The organism is Moorena sp. SIO3E8 (assembly GCF_010692445.1).
Lineage (GTDB): Bacteria > Cyanobacteriota > Cyanobacteriia > Cyanobacteriales > Coleofasciculaceae > Moorena > Moorena bouillonii.
The window spans coordinates 1-18744 of the sequence record NZ_JAAHHM010000058.1; the positions used below are offsets into that span (position 1 = coordinate 1).

18 protein-coding genes are annotated in these 18744 nt (G+C 41.7%); 12 read left to right on the top strand and 6 right to left on the bottom strand.

Annotated elements, in window-relative coordinates:
- Window positions 1-81: 81 nt before the first annotated feature.
- Entirely contained in the window at window positions 82-507 is a 426-nt protein-coding gene (locus F6K46_RS22200) for an SGNH/GDSL hydrolase family protein (protein WP_075896049.1), read from the bottom strand.
- A 361-nt stretch (window positions 508-868) separates the two neighbouring features.
- Here F6K46_RS22200 and F6K46_RS22205 point away from each other — a divergent pair, with 361 nt between their 5' ends.
- The 7 genes from F6K46_RS22205 to F6K46_RS22235 all read left to right on the top strand — a co-directional run bounded on the left by F6K46_RS22205 (window position 869) and on the right by F6K46_RS22235 (window position 9516).
- Window positions 869-1117, top strand: a complete 249-nt coding sequence (locus F6K46_RS22205) for a hypothetical protein (RefSeq protein WP_008191425.1) — start codon at window positions 869-871, stop codon at window positions 1115-1117.
- A complete protein-coding gene (locus tag F6K46_RS22210; protein ID WP_075896051.1) occupies window positions 1114-3183 on the top strand; it encodes an AAA family ATPase in 2070 nt (689 codons plus the stop codon). The genes F6K46_RS22205 and F6K46_RS22210 overlap by 4 nt, the downstream gene beginning before the upstream one ends.
- Before the next feature lie 479 nt (window positions 3184-3662).
- Entirely contained in the window at window positions 3663-4289 is a 627-nt protein-coding gene (locus F6K46_RS22215; protein ID WP_075896053.1) for a hypothetical protein, read from the top strand.
- 655 nt (window positions 4290-4944) lie between these two features.
- Window positions 4945-6345, top strand: a complete 1401-nt coding sequence (locus tag F6K46_RS22220) for a TldD/PmbA family protein (protein ID WP_293051760.1) — start codon at window positions 4945-4947, stop codon at window positions 6343-6345.
- Between the two features lie 147 nt (window positions 6346-6492).
- A complete protein-coding gene (locus F6K46_RS22225) occupies window positions 6493-7260 on the top strand; it encodes a 16S rRNA (uracil(1498)-N(3))-methyltransferase (protein ID WP_293051756.1) in 768 nt (255 codons plus the stop codon).
- 401 nt (window positions 7261-7661) lie between these two features.
- Window positions 7662-8096: a helix-turn-helix domain-containing protein gene (locus F6K46_RS22230; RefSeq protein ID WP_293051754.1), complete on the top strand. Its 435-nt coding sequence runs from the start codon at window positions 7662-7664 to the stop codon at window positions 8094-8096.
- A gap of 400 nt (window positions 8097-8496) precedes the next feature.
- A complete protein-coding gene (locus F6K46_RS22235) occupies window positions 8497-9516 on the top strand; it encodes a right-handed parallel beta-helix repeat-containing protein (RefSeq protein WP_293051752.1) in 1020 nt (339 codons plus the stop codon).
- 284 nt (window positions 9517-9800) lie between these two features.
- Here the strand turns inward: F6K46_RS22235 and F6K46_RS22240 are convergent, their stop codons facing one another.
- Window positions 9801-9944 carry a hypothetical protein gene (locus F6K46_RS22240; protein ID WP_293046807.1) on the bottom strand — a complete coding sequence of 48 codons (144 nt, stop codon included), beginning with the start codon at window positions 9942-9944 and terminating at the stop codon, window positions 9801-9803.
- A gap of 453 nt (window positions 9945-10397) precedes the next feature.
- On the opposite strand from F6K46_RS22240, the gene F6K46_RS22245 reads away from it, so the two are divergent.
- Entirely contained in the window at window positions 10398-10598 is a 201-nt protein-coding gene (locus F6K46_RS22245; RefSeq protein ID WP_293051749.1) for a hypothetical protein, read from the top strand.
- A gap of 398 nt (window positions 10599-10996) precedes the next feature.
- Here F6K46_RS22245 and F6K46_RS22250 read toward each other — a convergent pair whose 3' ends face one another.
- Window positions 10997-11203, bottom strand: a complete 207-nt coding sequence (locus F6K46_RS22250; protein ID WP_293048364.1) for a hypothetical protein — start codon at window positions 11201-11203, stop codon at window positions 10997-10999.
- Between the two features lie 809 nt (window positions 11204-12012).
- Here F6K46_RS22250 and F6K46_RS22255 point away from each other — a divergent pair.
- Entirely contained in the window at window positions 12013-13119 is a 1107-nt protein-coding gene (locus tag F6K46_RS22255) for a tetratricopeptide repeat protein (RefSeq protein ID WP_293046800.1), read from the top strand.
- Window positions 13120-13130: 11 nt separating this feature from the next.
- Here the strand turns inward: F6K46_RS22255 and F6K46_RS22260 are convergent, their stop codons facing one another.
- Window positions 13131-13565, bottom strand: coding sequence for a hypothetical protein (locus F6K46_RS22260; RefSeq protein ID WP_293051746.1), 435 nt, complete (start codon window positions 13563-13565; stop codon window positions 13131-13133).
- A 488-nt stretch (window positions 13566-14053) separates the two neighbouring features.
- Between F6K46_RS22260 and F6K46_RS22265 the strand changes: the two genes are divergently transcribed.
- From F6K46_RS22265 to asnS, 3 genes are read left to right on the top strand one after another with little or no spacing between them, the layout of a single operon-like run.
- Window positions 14054-14557, top strand: coding sequence for an IS607 family transposase (locus F6K46_RS22265; protein WP_293051743.1), 504 nt, complete (start codon window positions 14054-14056; stop codon window positions 14555-14557).
- A complete protein-coding gene (locus tag F6K46_RS22270) occupies window positions 14484-15740 on the top strand; it encodes a transposase (protein WP_366510651.1) in 1257 nt (418 codons plus the stop codon). Before F6K46_RS22265 ends, F6K46_RS22270 begins: the two co-directional genes overlap by 74 nt.
- A 45-nt stretch (window positions 15741-15785) precedes the next feature.
- Complete coding sequence (gene asnS / locus F6K46_RS22275) at window positions 15786-17174, top strand: asparagine--tRNA ligase (RefSeq protein ID WP_293052186.1); 1389 nt, start codon at window positions 15786-15788, stop codon at window positions 17172-17174.
- Window positions 17175-17319: 145 nt separating this feature from the next.
- On the opposite strand, the gene F6K46_RS22280 is transcribed toward asnS, so the two are convergent.
- Window positions 17320-17520, bottom strand: coding sequence for a hypothetical protein (locus F6K46_RS22280; RefSeq protein WP_070390908.1), 201 nt, complete (start codon window positions 17518-17520; stop codon window positions 17320-17322).
- 122 nt (window positions 17521-17642) lie between these two features.
- Window positions 17643-18734 carry a glycosyltransferase family 4 protein gene (locus tag F6K46_RS22285; RefSeq protein ID WP_293051740.1) on the bottom strand — a complete coding sequence of 364 codons (1092 nt, stop codon included), beginning with the start codon at window positions 18732-18734 and terminating at the stop codon, window positions 17643-17645.
- Window positions 18735-18744 lie beyond the last annotated feature (10 nt).

Genomic DNA, 18744 nt, shown 5'->3' on the forward strand with positions numbered 1-18744 from the left:
AACTTTTTTCAGAAACTTAAGCAATACAGGGCAATAGCAACTCGCGCTTGATAAAACTGCTCGTAATTTTTTGGGAGCCATTCATCTCGCCGCTTCTGTCATCTGGCTTAACTGACGACATGCCCTAGTAGTCCCACCATTGAAGAAAAAACTCACTCTAGGGCCATCGGGAGTGATAGTGATTGGAGAAAGTATCGGCGAATCTGGTAACACCACAGACAAGTCAGTAGATCGCTTGAGCTCTATTTCCAGAGAATCTGCTAGATAATCTACCCAGATCGGACCATTGCTAAAACGTCCCTGAAAGTAGGGTGGACTCTGGGGGGTGAGGGGAATGGTGGGATCTACCTGATTGCCTGCTTTACTGCTATTGAACACATTGCCAGGATCCGATAGGCTATCACCAAACACATAAAGATTACTGAAATCTAAATCATATGCCCTAGCTTCAGAGGGCAACATTAAAGTTAATAGAGAAAATCCGAAGGCCGTAATTGCGTTTTTCATTTTTGATTGTCTGTGATTGTGGGCAGGTTTCAATCGAAAACTAAAAACCTACAGAGATAGAGTACTGGTTTGGGTCACCCTCTTTATTAAGATATTGCAAAATTTTTGGGTTATAGTATAAATAAACAATAAAGTCTTACAATAAATTTAATCAGGCTATATATGGTATCATGTCCGGAAACATCGATAGTGTAAAGCGTGGGTAATTGATAATTGGTAATAGGGAATTGGTAAGTGTGATTAGTACTAAGCTATTCCCTATTAACCATTCCCGATTACCAAAACAAACAATAACAAAGAACACTACCTAAACAACCGGATACGATCTGACAGGTTAGTCGCTTTTTTCAAAAATACGGTTATGACATTTAGATACTCTACCAGTGGTGCTACATCAGTCATTTCCAGAAGAGTAGCTGAAAAATCTTCTACTTATTCTCCTAGCAAAAATGAACTCCATGATGTCCAGGAGCCGATTATCACTGCTCCCCTAGAAGTGCGCCGAATTATAGAGCGAGTATTGCAAGCAGAAAAGGATAAACTCTATATGAAAACTCCCCGTAATATTAATGATGATATCTTGAGAATTGTCAAGGAAGAAGTGCAATGAAGCTGTTATCGATTCAGCTATGTAATTTTCGTCAGTTTTATGGTAAAACTCCCGTGATTGTGTTAGCCAGTGGTGAGCAAAACACTACGATTATTCATGGGAATAATGGTGCTGGTAAGACTACCATACTAAATGCTTTTTCGTGGGTACTCTATGAAAAGTTTAGTGCTGCTTTTGCCTCAGAAGACCAACTGCTGAATAAGCGAGCTCTTGCTGAAGCTCAGTTCAATAAACCAGTAGACTGTTGGGTAGAAGTGGCATTTGAACACAATAATAAACGCTACCAAGTCAAACGTCTATGTCGTACTTACAAAACTGAGGTAGGAGTTGAGCAAAGTAACACGGAACTGTATCTCCAAATTGCTGGAGATGATGGACGCTGGTTATTGCCTCAACAACTACCTGAGGATATTATTGGTCAAATTTTACCAGCTAGTTTGCACCAATACTTCTTTTTTGATGGGGAACGAATTGAACAACTGGTACGCTCGGATAAAAAGTCGGAAGTTGCGGAAGCAACCAAGACCTTGCTAGGGGTAGAAGTTTTAAATCGCTCCATTAAACATTTAAGGGAAGCGAAAAAAACCTTAGACTATGAATTGTCTTTAATTGGCGACTCAGAAACTAAGCAATTGCTTAAACAACAGAGAAAATCGGAAAAGACGAGCCAGAGTCTACTAAAGCGTCAAAGGGAAATCAAGCAGGAGTTAGAGGATCAAGATCAGCTAAAGAAGACAATTGGTCAACGCTTATTAGAACTCGGTGGCGCTCAGGAGTTACAACAGCTGCGAGATGAACTAGAAGCTAGGGAAAAGTTAATTAGAGAACAGCTAAAACAAAGCCAACATATTTTGAAACGAGCTATATCAACTCGTGGCTATACGGTGCTGCTCTCAGAGGTAAGCTCAACTTTTCAAGAAATTGTCAAAGATTTAATCACCGAAAGAGGAGAATTACCTGTTGGGATTAAGCGGCAATTTGTTGGGGATTTACTCAAACACAAGCGCTGTATCTGTGGTGTAGAATTAACTGAGGGAACTCATGCTCATCAGCAAGTAGCAGCCTGGATGGATAAAGCCGGAATGGCTGAAGTGGAAGAAACCGCAATAAGGATGGGTTCCCAGGTTGATGAAATTAGCCAACAGGTGCCTGAGTTTTGGCAAGATGTTGACCAACAACAAGATACTATTGCTCAGGGAAGAACTGAGCTTTCTAGAATTGAGACCCAACTAGATGATATCAAGAAAAAGTTACGTAACTTTCCCGATGAGGATATCAGTCTGCTCCAACAACAGTTGGATGAGATAGATACTAGGATTCGGGAGCTAACTCTAGAACAAGGAGGGAATCAACAACAACTTGAACAGTTGGATACAGACATTGACTTAAAGGATAAGCAGATTGCTAAGCACAAAATGAATGAAAGTAAGCAGGCGTTGATACAGCGACGGATTGCTGCTGCTCAAGATTCTATTGAACGTTTAATTGAAGTTAGGGAACGTTTGGAAACTCAGTTTCGGACTTCTTTGGAAAAGCGGGTCCAGGAGATATTTATCTCAATTTCCTTTACACCCTACATTCCTAAGTTGAGTGATAAGTATGAGTTAACCTTAGTAGAAAGTACTCTTGGGGCAGAAAACCTAGTTGCTGCGTCTACGGGAGAAAATCAGATTCTAAGTTTATCCTTTATCGGGGGAATTATTGACCGAGTTAGGGATTGGAGTCAAGAGCATTCTCTGATGGGACCTGATAGTAGTACTTTTCCTATTGTAATGGATTCTCCCTTTGGAAGCTTGGATGAAATCTATCGTCGGCGAATTGCTCATATCTTGCCTAGACTAGCGAATCAATTAGTAGTTTTAGTGACTCAGACTCAGTGGCGAGGAGAAGTGGCTGATGAGATACTTCCTTTTCTTGGTAAAGAGTATGTGTTGACTTACAATTCTCCTAAGTCTGATTGTGAAGAAGATATTATTGAGCTAGCTGGAAATCGTTATGATTTGGTAAGGCGTAGTCCAAATCAGTTTGAATATACTGAGATTATCGAGGTCGATTATGATAGCTAGTTTGTTGAAGCTTCATGGTTGATTACCCAAGTAAGTGGGGAGTTGAGCGTGAATTAGACTGTGCGTTAAGGTGATACCGTTTTTTTTAACTAATTCTCCCTCTACCTATTTGGTATTATTCCGGTAATCCTTAAGCCAGTCTTATAAAGAGATAATTTTTGCTCTATGACCAACTAATGTTGATGCTACCATAATTAGTGACTATTTTGTTAGTATATAAAGTGAGTGTGATGCTCTTTAAGAGCCGCTACGCGATTGGCCGTAGGCCACGCTACGCGAACGCATAAAGTAATCCCATCTAGTAATCCGATTTGTTTTGTCAATAATACTACCCTTGACAATAGGTCAAATTTATGAAATATGAATCCTGACTCCCTACTCCCTACTCCCTACTCCCTACTCCCTAAAAACCATAAGCCATAACTTTCTGCATCAACCGATAACAAACAGCTATATATAGATATATATAAGCTAATAAAATGTCTTACAGTGAATTTACTCTAGATACACTTAAACATCAATTTAACTTATCGATTCAAGAACGAGTTAACTTGTTTGAATCAGTTGAAGCAGTTACTCCTAGCCCTTTATTAAAAGAGATTCTAGCAGAAAACCTACCTCTAGGATTGGAAATCGATACCGAAAAAGCCCGCTCTGAATTGATTGTTGCTCCTATTTTAGTGGAAATTCGCAAGCAATTTAACCGTCAAATCAGCCTTTTCTCTGGGACAGAGTTTACTATTGATAAAAGTAAAGGGCTAAACGGTAGGTGTGATTTTATGATTAGTCATTCTCCTGAACAGTTGGATGTTACTGCTCCCATTGCTATTCTAGTTGAAGCAAAAAACGATAACCTTAAATCCGCTATCCCTCAGTGTATTGCTGAAATGGTTGCTGCTCAACTTTTTAATGAGCAAAAAAATAATCCTATTCCGTTTATCTATGGTGGAGTTACAACTGGCAGCCTCTGGAAATTTATGAAATTAGTCAAAAATTCGGTTTCTATTGAGTCAGAAGAACACTTTATTGGTAATTTAGAGGCTCTGCTCGGTATTATGTCACATATTATTAATAGCACTCGCCCTCAATCTCTTGCTGAAAGTTAGTGATAATTATGGGATAGTGGCCAGAAAAGTCGGCAAGTATACTAGACACTACATCAAGAAGTAAGCAATAATATTATTGGTTTTAGATATTTAATTATGGTTATGATAATCAAAATATAAAGGATAATTATCCATTGAGAGGTAGATGATAATTATGTATAATAGAGCTGGGGGGGTGACATGCAAGCTAAAATCCTTACTGGGTAAGATATTCAGCTCATCTGTTACAAAAAGATACATGCTGTTTTGGACCGACCTTGGACGTAGTTATAAGGGTTTGAGCGTCCAGAACATCAAAGAAGGGTCAATTTGGGAGTTTATCTTTCCTGAAATAATTGGCATCAAAGCCTTACCTAGTAAGCTTTTCAGGGCTCATGTCACCCCCTCAGATAATAGAGTTAATTGTTAGAAGTAGTCAATCTTATTGAAGCGCTTAGGGTTGAGCGTTATCTGGCTGCTTATGTTGACTAATTTATAGTGTAAGTCTTAATATTATATCACGTAAAACTTACAACCTAAGCTGATAGGTAATAGCTGATAGCTGATAGCTGATAGCTGATGGCTGATGACTGATGGCTGATGGCTGATAGCTTACAATAGCGCTCGATACCCTAATCATTGCACAATAGAATAGTTCCTTGCTCTTTCCCCTACTATGTCCATTGTCCTAACCGATACCAAAAACTTACTCTGTGACCTAATTGCTCAATATGGCTCCCGTGTCGATTACTTAGCCATTCGCTTAGAAGAAGCGGAAGGAACTAGCATTTTATTGCGGGGCGACAAGATCGAAACCCTTAGTGAAGGTCTGTCTATCGGTGGACAAGTAAGAGCATGTTATAAGGGAGGATGGGGGTTTTCGAGTTTTAACCAGCTTAGTGCTATTAAAGAACGAGTCGAAGATGCGATCGCAGCAGCTCGGATTGTGGGTAATGAAGAAACCACCCTTGCTCCCATTGAACCAAGACAGGATGTTTGCCAGTTACCCCTGACTGGTACAGACCCTAGACAAATTCCCTTGGCGCAGAAGAAAGCATTATGCGATCACTACAATCAAATTCTCAGAAGTTATGACAATAGCATTGCTACTACTTCTGTCCGGTATGGGGATGTTAACCAGCGCATCATCATTGCTACTTCCGAAGGTACCTTGATAGAGCAGTCTTGGGCTGATATCGAAATGCGTTTTGCTGCTACTGCTCGTAATGGTGATACTGTTCATACTGGTAGAGAAACCATTGGCTCTCGCCAAGGCTATGAAGACCTGACCAATCTTGATCAACAAGTCCATGGAGCAGCTCAACGTGCTATAGATGCTCTGTTATTACCACCAGTTACGGGTGGTAATTATACAGTAGTCATTGACCCCATCCTGACTGGTTTGTTTGTCCACGAAGCCTTTGGACACCTATCTGAAGCGGACATGGCTTATGAAAATCCTGACTTACTAGAAGTGATGAGTATAGGGCGTCGTTTTGGCCCAAAAGAATTACAAATCTTTGATGGAGCTGCTCCCCAAGGACACCGGGGTAGCTATTTCTACGATGATGAAGGCACTCCAGCCACTACCACTCAGTTGATTAAAGATGGTGTATTAGTTGGACGTCTTCACTCCCGTGAAACTGCTGGTAGATTAGGGGAAACTCCTACTGGTAATGCTCGTTGTCTCAATTACCACTATCCCCCGATTGTTCGGATGACTAATACTTGGATAGGACCTGGAGCTACTCCAGTAGCACAGTTGTTCGATGATATCACAGTAGGAGTTTATGCTCGCAATTGGCTAGGAGGTATGACTAATGGCGAAATGTTTACCTTTAGCGCTGGAGAAGCTTGGATGATTCGCAATGGTCAAATTGCTGAACCTGTGCGAGATGTCACCCTTTCTGGTAACGTGTTCAAGACCTTAGCTGATATTGAAGCTATTGGTGATGATTTCTATTGGGATGAATCCGGTGGCTGTGGTAAAGGTGGACAAAGTGGCTTAGCTGTAGGTTGTGCAGGACCAAGTTTAAGGATTCGGAATGTGGTAGTTGGTGGAGAAGTTGAAGGTTGAAGGTTGTCTGTTAGAATGAAGAATTTAGAATTTAGAATTGAGAATGAAGAATAATACATTCTCGTTCTTCCGTGCTTATTATCCTAAATAAACAGTCTGTTAAGAGGGAAAAGCGGCTCTGGAAATAACAGTAGTCAGAGAATCAGTATGCAACGGTTGGTGATATCACCTACACAGTGTCAAGACCAAGGGATTGTTTTAACTGATGCCCAACAGCATTATCTAATTAGAGTGTTGCGGCTGAGAAAAGGCGATCGCTTTATTGCTATGGATGGAGAGGGTGGCTGGTACGTTAGCGAGCTAGAAGGTGATTTGACTCAAGCTAAAATTGTCGCATCTGAGCACATTCAAACGGAATTGCCTAAACAGGTAACCTTGATGGCGGCTATGCCTAAAGGGAGTGGATTTGAGCAAATTTGTCTGATGGCAACGGAGTTGGGAGTGACTCGGATTGTGCCGTTGAAAAGCGATCGCACGTTACTCAATCCTAGCCCTCAAAAGCTCCAGAGGTGGCGACGGATTACCCAAGAAGCAGCTGAGCAATCAGAACGGGAAGTTGTTCCGAAAATTCTTGACCCTGTTGACTTTTTCGATAGTCTTCAGTTACCGGAAACCCTAGAAGCCTATCGCTATATTTGTGTAGCTCGGGGAAAGGCTCCCCATCTACTCAATTGCTTATTAGATTTACGATTAGGATTGGATACTGGTCAAACAGACCCTGCTCAACATCCTGGCATTGTCATTGCTACCGGACCGGAAGGTGGTTGGACAACTCAAGAGCTAGAACAAGCCACTGCTGCTGGATTTATCGCTGTTTCTCTAGGAAGTCGTATTCTCCGAGCTATCACTGCTCCTATTGTTAGCTTGTCTATAGTAGCAGCAGTGTTGGAATCATCAGTTAAGGCAAACGGTTAGGATTTTGCTTAAGCAATTAATAACATCCATCGGCATCGGACATCGCTTTTTGAAAACTATAGTGCTAATATAAATTACCTTAAACAAAAATAGCGCTAGATAATCTTTGATCTGGATAACTATAGCGCTATTTTAACAAGAAAGATTAAATCCAATTACTTTATATATCCCTTAAATCCTAAATAAAATTAGCGCTATAGTAAAGCTTCCATAAATCCCAAAATAAAATTAGCGCTATAGTATAGCCATCAACCCTAATCATCCCATATACTCTTTACAACCCCTAAAAGAGTAGCGCTATTTAAATTCCCGGCATCACTTTGTAAATTTTTGTAAAAATTTTGCAAATACAGAAATAATGTGTTATTCTAAGTATAGCGCTAATTAAAGGAGCAAAAAAAATGACAGTGGTCGGAACTACCCAAGCAGCTTTTCTTCTAGGGATTTGTGTCCAACGAGTCCGTCAACTTCTCAAAAATGGCAGAATTAAGGGCGCTCAAAAAGTTGGTAGATTTTGGCAAATTCCCCTATTTAATGGCTTGCCCAAGGTCAGTCCCGGTCGCCGTGGACCAAAGGGAACCTGGAGAAAAGGTTTCCAAAAGGTAGCCACTTACATCCATGTCAACCAGAACGTGATTAGGCAAAATAAAAAGAACAACACCTACGAGCCTGTCCTAACCGTCAAACAAGGTAATCGCAACACCTACGGTCATTATGTGGAAATCAAAGGACCGTCTCGGTTGGTTTATCAACCCAATTGTCCCAAGGATTGTGGAGCTACAGTGTGGCTGGAAGTTGATCCTTCTGTGGAAATTTTGACTAAACTTTTTGGCTAGTGGGACTTTACTATTTTTGGGTCTGTTTAGGGGAACTAGCAGTGAATCGTTCTCCCAATCTGGGGTGAGCGCTCATGTCAGTGTAAGCTTGTGTTAAATTTTATTGGCGCTGATTGCTTTTAAGACCTTCTTGCCTTGCTGCCCTCTGCCTTCTGCCTTAAAAAGATAAGCAAACTACTTCACCCAATTAAAAACTGCTATACTATTTATATATCTAAGTATACTTGTGGAATGTAGGATAGAGTTCCATCAGCAATCTTTATTTATATAAAAATTTATCAGAGCAGCTTCAATTTGGGATAGAATATTTGGTATAGAAAGGGTGAAGCTTCTTCTATCAATAAATTTGGAACTGGTTATAAAGTTATTTTTGTCGTTTTACTGAAAATACTTTTAGACTGTGACAAGTAATTTTTATTCAAAGAAAACCGTAGTTGTTGCTAAATCGGATCCGGCTGACTATACAACAATTGGCGAGGCGATTAAAAATGCCCAACCTGAAACCATAATTTTAGTAAAGCCAGGGATTTATAGAGAAAGCATTGTTATTGATAAATCCCTAGAAATTTTAGGAGATGGGAAAGTCTCCGATATTGTTATTGAGGGCACTAACCTGAACTGCATTCTGATGCAAACAGACTATGCAATAGTGCGAGGCTTAACTTTGCGAGAATGCACTGTAGGTGTGTGTGTCCCCAAGGGAGAGTTAATCCTTGAAGATTGTGATCTGACTGCCTATGACTGTGGTATAGTTATTTGTGGTTCTAAAGCAAATCCCATTATTCGTCGCTCCTGTATTCATGATGGAAAAGGTAGCGGGATTCAGATTAAAGATAATGGTCAAGGAGTAATAGAAGACTGCGACATCTATGGCAATACTGATACAGGAGTTGAGATCTCTAAAGGTAGCAATCCCACTATCCGTAACTGTCGGATTTATGATGGTAAAAGTTGCGGTATTTCGATTAAATATAATGGATTAGGAACTATAGAAGACTGCGACATATATGGCAATACTTATTCAGGAGTGTATATTGACAAAGTTGGCAATCCCACGATTGGTCGCTGTCGTATTTATGATGGAAAAAAAGACGGAATTTGGATTACAGACAATGGATTAGGAACCCTAGAAAACTGCGATATCTATGGCAATACTGCTCCAGGAGTTGATATCAGTAAAGGTAGCAATACCACTATCCGTAGCTGTCGGATTTATGATGGTAAAAAAACCGGGATTTTGATTACAAACAATGGATTAGGCACTATCGAAGATTGCGAAATCTATGGCAATGCTGCTCCAGAAGTTGAGATTGCTAAAGGTAGCAATCCCACTTTTCGTCGCTGTCAACTCGAAAACCATCCTTTTCCAGGAAGTAAAATTGAAAAAGGACGTAATCCATTCTTTCGTCTATTCTTATGACTAATAAACCCTTATAGTTAGGAATTGCTGGTATACTAGGTCTTTCTATTGCCTTATGCCCTAAATTTTGAGGCATGATCAGTTTGAAAGAGTGGGCAATTCTCAATAATGAGAGGTTAATGACATAAGGTTGGGATAACTTTTTCAGTCCAATTCGTTGACTGTCGGAAATTTCAGCAATTTTGGATGATTGTGCGTACGCCTTCAGCCGTGTTGATCGCCCTATCATTCACATTGGCAAGCTTAAGCTGTGGATAACTATAACAGTAGTTAAATTTTTCCACTCAATCCTCTGACTGTCGTAAATTCCAGCAATTTGGGATAATCGCGATCGCGTAGCGTGACTGCATGTCAATCGCACTAGCAACAGCAACAAAGCCGTGAAAATCCTTGGATTGTCGGAAATTACAGCAATTTGGGATAATCACGATAGCTCCTTGTTGAGCAACGCGCGATAGTTATCGAAAATTACAGCAATTTGGGATAATCACGATAGCACCTTGTTGAGCAACAAAGGGTGAAAATCCTTTACTGTCGGAATTTACAGCAATTTTGGATAATCGCGATAGCGCTAACTTGAGCAACGCGCGATAGTTATCGAAAATTCCAGCAATTTGGGCTAATAACAATAGCGCTAGCTTAATCAACGCACGATAGTTATCGAAAATTACAACAATTTCGGATGATCACGATAGCGCTAGCAACAGCAACAAAGGGTGAAAATCCTTTACTGTCGGAATTTACAGCAATTTTGGATAATCGCGATCGCGTTAGCTTGAACAACGCGCGATAGTTATCGAAAATTCCAGCAATTTGGGCTAATAACGATAGCGCTAGCTTAATCAACGCGCGATAGTTATCGAAAATTACAACAATTTCGGATGATCACGATAGCGCTAGCAACAGCAACAAAGGGTGAAAATCCTTTACTGTCGAAAATTTCAGCAATTCGCGATCGCATAAGCGCGGAAGCTGAGCCCTTGGCCTTTGGGCCACGCTACGCGAATGGCCACGCTTTGCGTTCGCGTAGCGTCGGCTTTGCCGAAACGCGTGACTCGCGTAGCGTGACTGCATGTCAATAGCGCTAGCTTAATCAACGCGCGATAGTTATCGAAAATTCCAGCAATTTTGGATAATCACGATATTGCCAGGTTAATCAATTTCCCTGGTTATCGGAAATTTCAGCAGTTTTGGATAATCACGATAGCGCTAGCAACAGCAACAAAGGGTGAAAATCCTTTACTGTCGGAAATTTCAACAATTTTGGATAATCATGTTCGCGTAGCGTGACTGCATGTCAATCGCGCCTTGTTGAGCAATTTCTTTAGTTATCGAAAATTACAGCAATTTTAGATAATCACGACAGCGCTAGCAACAGCAACAAAGGGTGAAAATCGTTCACTGTTGGAAATTTCAACAGTTATCCTAAATTCCAACAATCTAAGAAATTATGCGATCGCTTGTGCGATCGCATTCAATCCTACTCCCTAGTCTCCTCAGGTTCTTCATCCATAGGCTCAGGCAAATCAAAAATAATAATAAATTTCCCATCGGGCATCAGTCGTTTGAGTGCCTGCAAGTGACCCTCGGCATCGGACCGGTTCCGGTAACGACCAACAACGACCCGTTGCATTTGTGGCAATAGGTGAATGACCGCCCATGGATAGAGGCGTTCAGAGTACGTCATAATTTTAGGTATCTCCTTAACTGGGGGACTAGAGCCAGCCCTAGACCCTGGAAAATCGTTGGCTGGCTCTTAACGTTTTCACGTCTATAATACTACTATAGCATATAAATAATCTTTAATTATAACATATTTGAAAAACTTTTGTAACAAACTTGTCAGGGAGTAGGGAGTAGGGAGTAGGGAGTAGGGAGATAGAGAAGATTCTGATTAACGGTAATTATCTTGATTTACAGCAATTTTCGCCCCCCTAGCCCCCCAATTTTGGGGGGAAATTGAGTTAAAGTCCCCCAGAATTGGGGGACCCACGGGGGCTTGTAGCTAAAGGGAGTGAGGTCGATTCATCTGAAAACAGCTGTAAATTAGCGCTAGATAAATTCGACCAAAGTATAGCGCTAATTTAACCTACTCCCTCAATTATCCCAAATACTCCTTAACACCCCAAAAAATCAGCGCTAGATAAATTCGGCTAAAGTATAGCGCTAATTTAAACTACTCACTTAATTATCCCAAATACCCCTTAACACCCCAAAAAATCAGCGCTAGATAAATTCGGCTAAAGTATAGCGCTAATTTAAACTACTCACTTAATTACCCCAAATACCCCTTAACACTTTAAAAAGTGAGCGCTAGATAAATTCGGCTAAAGTATAGCGCTAATTTAACTTAATACCTTAATAATCCCAAATATCCCTTAAGACTACAAAAAGTCAGCGATTTTAACTGCTCCCTAGGAGCATCTGATTTTACACTTAAGTTAAAGGCGAGAGACCGAATGTCTAACACTTGGTGATCTAACACCTAACGCTATCATGCTTAAGCAAATTGCTGATGCTTTTGAGCACCATGATTATCAAACTGCTGCGCGATTAATTAAACAACTTCTGAAGCAAGAGCCCAATAATCCCTGGACACAGCTTTATCTAGGACGGCTCCAGGAAGTCAGAGGTAAGCTAGAAGCAGCTGAAAGAATCTATCGACAGTTACTGAAAGGAACACCTGTTCCTAAAATTATGGCGCAAGCTCGTCAGGGACTAGCACGCTTAGAAGCTACGGCAAAAGAACAGCGCCGACAAGCCCTAGCCCAAGCAACGGCTGACCCTGAAAGTAATCAATTGGGAGTATTAGTCCTAAAGCCGATCAGCCAACAAGATAAACCAAAAGCAGCTCAACACTTAGCTCGTATCCTGGGGATAGACCCTTACACGGCAAGGCTACAGCTACCTACGAGAGGCTGGCGTTTATACCGCACTGGACCTGTGGGAGAACTTAAGTATTATGGCTCCTTACTGCGAGAAGCATCAATAAAATGTTTGTGGGCATCTGTAGCAGATATCAAAAGAATTAATATCTATCAAGTTAAGTATTTTTCTGACAGTAGTGACCAGGAAACTACTGTAGTTTGTCACAACTCTCAGGGACAGTTGGGGTCTTTTAGCTTTAACTGGTCGGAAGTTACCCAACGAGTAGACGGACGGTTGCCTTTGTTTGAGAAGGTAGTAGACTTAGATGCGCGACGGAATTTAACTCGTAAAACCCAAACCTTAGACTATGCCATGGTTTGTGACTTGCATTTACCACAGCGCCACAGTATTCTCAGACTATGCGATCGCAATTATCAATTTCAGCAAGGAATTGCTCTAACCCTCAAGCCAGTTTCTCATCAGAACAAGCAATCCCAAGACTCTCGTATACACCAAAGCACTACAAGAGTCAACTGGAACAACTTAGCTGATTATTTAAATGTTCGGCTACTTGAGAAACCAGTATGGTCTGACTTTACCACCTTTGCGCAAACTGCACTAGACTACCAAGATCTGCTAGAAAAACTGGAGTCTCATATCGACTTATTTCGCCTGGTCGAGACTCCTTGGGATCCAGCATTTCAGTTATATAGTGGACTAGTGTTTCTTGACTAATGACTAATCTATTAACGAGGGGTCTGCATCTGAGCAGCCATGTCCATAAACTTATTCATGCTAGGACCAGGACGGCGACGAGGCATGATCATTGGTACATATTTGGTGGCAAACGTCATTTCCGGCTGCCCTTTTGCCTTTTTGCCGAGAAGTGCTGCTGCTGAATTGATTGGCGCTACTGGTGTTGGCTCAGGAGCAGCTGCCTTTTTTTGAGCTTCTGCTTCAGCCTTCGCCTTAGCTTGTTTTTCTTTCTTGGCTTGACGAGCAGATTTGGGCTTAGAAGCTTCAGGTGTTGCTACTGGGGTCGGAGTTTCCACTGTTGCCTCAGCTTTAGCCGGTTCTGGCTTCTGTTCTACCGCCGCTTGCTGGGGGGTGCTAGTTTCGCTTTCGTCTAGCTGCATGTAGAAGCCCTTGGATTTTTTTTTGCCCTTAAACAAACCTACCATTTACAAATACCTCTCTAAATTAGTTTTAATGGAAGCTATTACCAGAGTGCGATCGCAACTGGGGCTACAAGCTTGGCCCAGGACATATATCGGTAATCGGTAATCGGTAATCGGTAATTGTGCTTAATCCTTACTGATCACCTTTACCAACTAACCATTTACTGACAAACCCGACTCTGTCCTGGCTTCAGTGAATAGCCCCACTGCTTATCTTGGGTGACTAGTCGTTTGATGAAACTTAACCAAACGTTGCATTTGTCTAATAATTATGAGTGATTACTTTACTTATTGCAACAATTTAGAGATTTTTGTTCATCAAACTTTACATTAAGCCCTTGATAAGTATATTTACTTAGATTTTTAGAGCTAAAGACCACCAGTTAATTTAGAAAGGTTTACAATTCTCTCAGAATTTTGGGGTAAGTGGATAGTTAGAGAAAGTGTGCCATCTGCTACCATATTCCCAAACATTTTGGTAGAGTAGAGACATGGCACTAGTTCCACTCCGTAAGGCGGTCGAACTTACGGGACTCTCCCGAAACACCCTAAGGAAGTATGCAGACAATGGCACAACTAAATGCGAACGAACCCCAAGCGGACTTAGGCTCTTTGAGAAAGAAAGCTTGCTCAGCATTGGGAAAAAGCAAACAAGCCAGTCAGCTACCATCTGTTACTGCCGAGTCAGTAGCAACAAGCAAAGGGACGACCTTGCCAGACAAGTTGCTTACATGCATTCCTTGTTCCCACAAGCCGAAATCATCCAAGACATTGGCTCAGGTCTCAACTACAAACGATTTGAACTTAAAGCCATATTGGAACGGGTCATGCGCGGAGATAAGCTCACGATTGTTGTTGCCTGTCGAGACAGACTTACCCGATTTGGGTTTGAACTCTTTGAATACTTGGTCAGTCTCAACGGTGGAAAAATCCTGGTTCTCAGCAACCCTGAAAGTTGCCCCGAATCAGAACTTACAGCCCCTCGCGAAGCGTGACCTTTGGTCAATCTTCTCTGAATCATTCACGTCTTCTCTGGTCGAGTCCACGGACAATGAAAGTACGGGACAAAAATCAAAAAAGATCCGACTATTGCTAAGGGCTGACCAACGTTCACTTGTTCGCAAGTGGTTTGGAGTGTCCCGTTATGTCTTCAATAAGACCGTAAAAATTATTTCCGATGGTAGCGTCAAAGCTAACTGGAAAGGGATCAAGACGGATATCATCAATAGCCTCCCAGACTGGTGTAAGTCAGTACCTTATCAAATCAAATCAATAGCGATAAAGGATGCTTGCACCGCTGTCAGAGAGGCTAAGAAAAAATACAATAAAACTGGACAAATTAACCGAGTTAGATTCAGATCTCGCAAAAATCCCGTTCAGTCTTGTTACATTCCAAAGTCAGCAGTTTCAGCAAAAGGCATTTACCATACAAAACTGGGAAAAGTGGTTTTTGCAGAAGCATTGCCTGACAATATTTGTGATTGTCGATTGACTAGCACCAATGGGGACTACTACTTGACAGTCCCCCACAAGACAACTAAGAATACTGCCGAGAACCAAGGTAGAGTGGTTGCCTTAGACCCTGGTGTTAGGACTTTTTTGACCTTTTTTAGTGAGAATTCCGTTGGCAAAATTGGCGATGGTGACTTTTCTCAAATTCAGCGACTTTGCTCTCATCTCGATCAACTGATATCCAAGATCAGTAAAGCAAAAGGAAAGCAGAAATATCGAATGAGAAAGGCAGGTAGAAGGATGGTCATCAAAATCCAGAATTTAGTCAACGAATTGCATCACAAAGCTGCCCGTTTCTTGGTCGATCACTTTGATGTAATATTGCTTCCCAGTTTTGAGACTGCTCAGATGTCTAAAAAGAAACAGAGAAAGCTTCGATCTAAAACAGTTCGCAACATGCTCTCTTTTGCACACTACCGATTTAAGGAATTTCTGAAGCATAAAGCTCAAGAGACGGGAAAGCTTGTCGTCGATGTCTGCGAAGCCTATACTAGCAAGACTGTTAGCTGGACTGGTGAGCTGGTGAATATCGGCGGTAGTAAAATCATCAAGTCAAAGATTGATGGCCAAGTAATGGATCGAGACATTAATGGCGCTCGCGGGATATTCCTGAGGGCTTTGGTAGATACACCCTGGATGCGAGAGCATCTTGCATTGGCGGGCTAAAATTTACCAAGGTAAATTTTGGTAGCTAAAAAGTATCGGAAAGCTATGGAAATTCGACGGATTGCTGAAGTTTTGCGCAATGGTCAACCAGATCAGTCTTTGACCATTCAAGGCTGGGTACGCACAAAACGGGAATTAAAGGACTTTGCCTTTATGGAAGTTAACGATGGCTCTTCCATGGCAAATTTACAGGTAGTGCTCAATCCAGACCTGTCAGATTATGAGACTATCCTGAAACGGCTTAATACTGGCTCATCAGTAGAAGTCACTGGTATACTAGTAGAGTCTCTTGGCAAGGGACAGCGAATTGAACTCAAAGCATCCTCGGTGACAGTGTATGGGGAAGCAGATGCCAATTATCCCCTGCAGAAGAAACGCCACTCCTTTGAGTTTTTACGCACCATTAGCCATTTGCGATCGCGTACCAATACCCTAGGTGCAGTGTTCCGAGTTCGGAATGCCTGTTCCCATGCCATTCATCAGTTTTTCCAAGAACGAGGCTTCTTGTGGGTTCATACGCCAATTATCACCGCTAGTGACTGTGAAGGAGCGGGGGAGTTGTTCAGTGTCACTAACCTAGACTTAAAGAACATTCCCAAAACCGATAATGAAGCAGTCGATTACACTCAGGACTTTTTTGGACGACCGACTTACCTAACCGTCAGTGGTCAATTACAAGCAGAAATTATGTCAATGGCGTTTCGGGATGTGTACACCTTTGGTCCTACATTCCGAGCCGAGAATTCTAATACCTCTCGACATCTAGCAGAATTTTGGATGGTGGAGCCTGAGATGGCATTCTGCGATTTGAAGGGGGATATGGATTTAGCAGAAGCCTTTCTCAAGCATGTATTTAAGTCAGTATTGGAAAACTGTCCAGAAGATCTGGAATTTTTCAACAAGCGGATAGATAACAATGTTCTCGCTACTGCTGATAATATTATCAATAATCAGTTTGAGCGGATTACTTATACAGATGCGATCGCATTACTGGAGAAAACGGATCGTAAGTTTGAGTATGCGGTAAGTTGGGGTGTAGATTTGCAGTCAGAACACGAACGGTATCTAGCCGAAGAGTTGTTTAAAAAGCCCGTGATTGTCACGGATTATCCAGTAGAGATTAAAGCCTTTTATATGCGCTTAAACGACGACGAAAAGACTGTAGCAGCAATGGATGTGCTTGCGCCTAGGATTGGGGAGATTATCGGTGGTGCTCAGCGGGAAGAACGGCTGGATATATTAGAGAAGCGAATTCAGAATCAGGGGATGAATCCAGAAGATTTATGGTGGTATTTGGATTTGCGACGTTATGGTACAGTGCCCCATGCTGGATTTGGTTTAGGATTTGAGCGATTGGTGCAATTTATGACTGGTATGGCAAATATTCGGGATGTAATTCCGTTTCCCAGAACTCCTTTAAGTGCAGAGTTCTAAAAATCAAAACTATGGTTGGTTCTGCCCACAGCCGCCAAAGATGGGTAGTGGTAAAGATGTCGTGGTTTGGCTACGGTCTGGTAAAGGTAACGGAAGCTAAAATCACGAATTGTTTACCACTACCCAAAACTAGATTGACACAGTACTAGCTAAGTGCAGCATGGCTACGGTCATAGGTAGAGCGGAAACTAGGATGGGGTTTGCCTTGGATAGTACCCCAGTAGTCAGAATCTAAGCTATCTAGTCCTACTTCGGAAGCAACGCGACCGAGCATAGATTGCTGACGATTTTTGATCATGTGATGGTGATTCATCATCAGAGCCCTAGCTTTTTCTTGAGTAGACATTTTCCTTTCTCCGATTGCTTATATAAGATTGTTATGGAATTAACTTCCCTTACATTTATAACTATAGCAGTTATTCTGTATCAAAAACTACAAAATAACTTTTATTTACAAATCTTAATGAACTAGCAACTATCACGACTTTCCTTTAAAATATCCCAGAGCCACTGCTCTACGCGATCGCCCATGGCCTGATTAGAGTATTTAACTTCGAGGAGGCGACGGCATTCACGGCGGTCAATTCTATCCAAATTTCCCAAGGCTTCTACCAAGCCTTCCACAGAATCGGGTTCTACCAAAAAGCCATTTTTACCATCTTCGATAATTTCTGCTGATCCACCACGGTCATAGGAAATGACTGGCACTCCACAAGCGAGGGCTTCCATTGCCACAGTACTAAATGCTTCCACCCAATGAGGCGTCATCAGTAAGGCTCGACACTGGCGCAAGTGTTTTTGGAGTTGATCAGTTGGGAGAAAACCCAGGTATTCTATAGGGGCATTGGGGTAATCGTTGAGAATCTGCTGCCAATAGGGTTGATTTTGTATAAGACCCATAATTTTTAGTGGCGTAGCCGTTATATCTGATGCTGCCACTGCATCTTCTAAGCCTTTTTCTGGAGAAATTCGACCCACCCAGCCGAGCCAGGGTGAGGGAGAGTCACAACAGGAATACACAGACAAATCAATGCCATTGCCCAAACAACGACAGCGATTCTTGAATGAAAATGTTGCCCCTTGAGCCATTGAATGAACCCCAATTGTGCCAGGAAAATTAATGGCAACTTGTTCGATGATCTGATCCATCGCCTCGGTTAATGAACCCATACTCACTAGGTGAGCAATGGGACGAGTGAAAAAGGGGGTTAGGTAAAACGGTAACCAGTCGTAGGCAAAGTTTACAATCAAGTCATAGTCAGTTTGAACTTGCCGCCCATAGTCCCACATATTAGCCAATACCGAGGATGGGGGGATGATAGTAGGAGTGTCTCTTGTTTGAGTTTGAATACTAGTTTGCAGAACACCATCAATTTCTACCAGAGGCATTCCCCAAGCTGTAGATCCTTTAGTTGCCACAATTGTGATCCTGTGACCCCGATTAATCAATTCCGTAGCAATGTTACGTACAGTCAACTCAACGCCACCACCTAACCCTGAACCCAACGGACCAACTGGGGTGGAAATTAATAGCAATTTCAGGGAATTTAATTGGCTCATTAATTGAAAA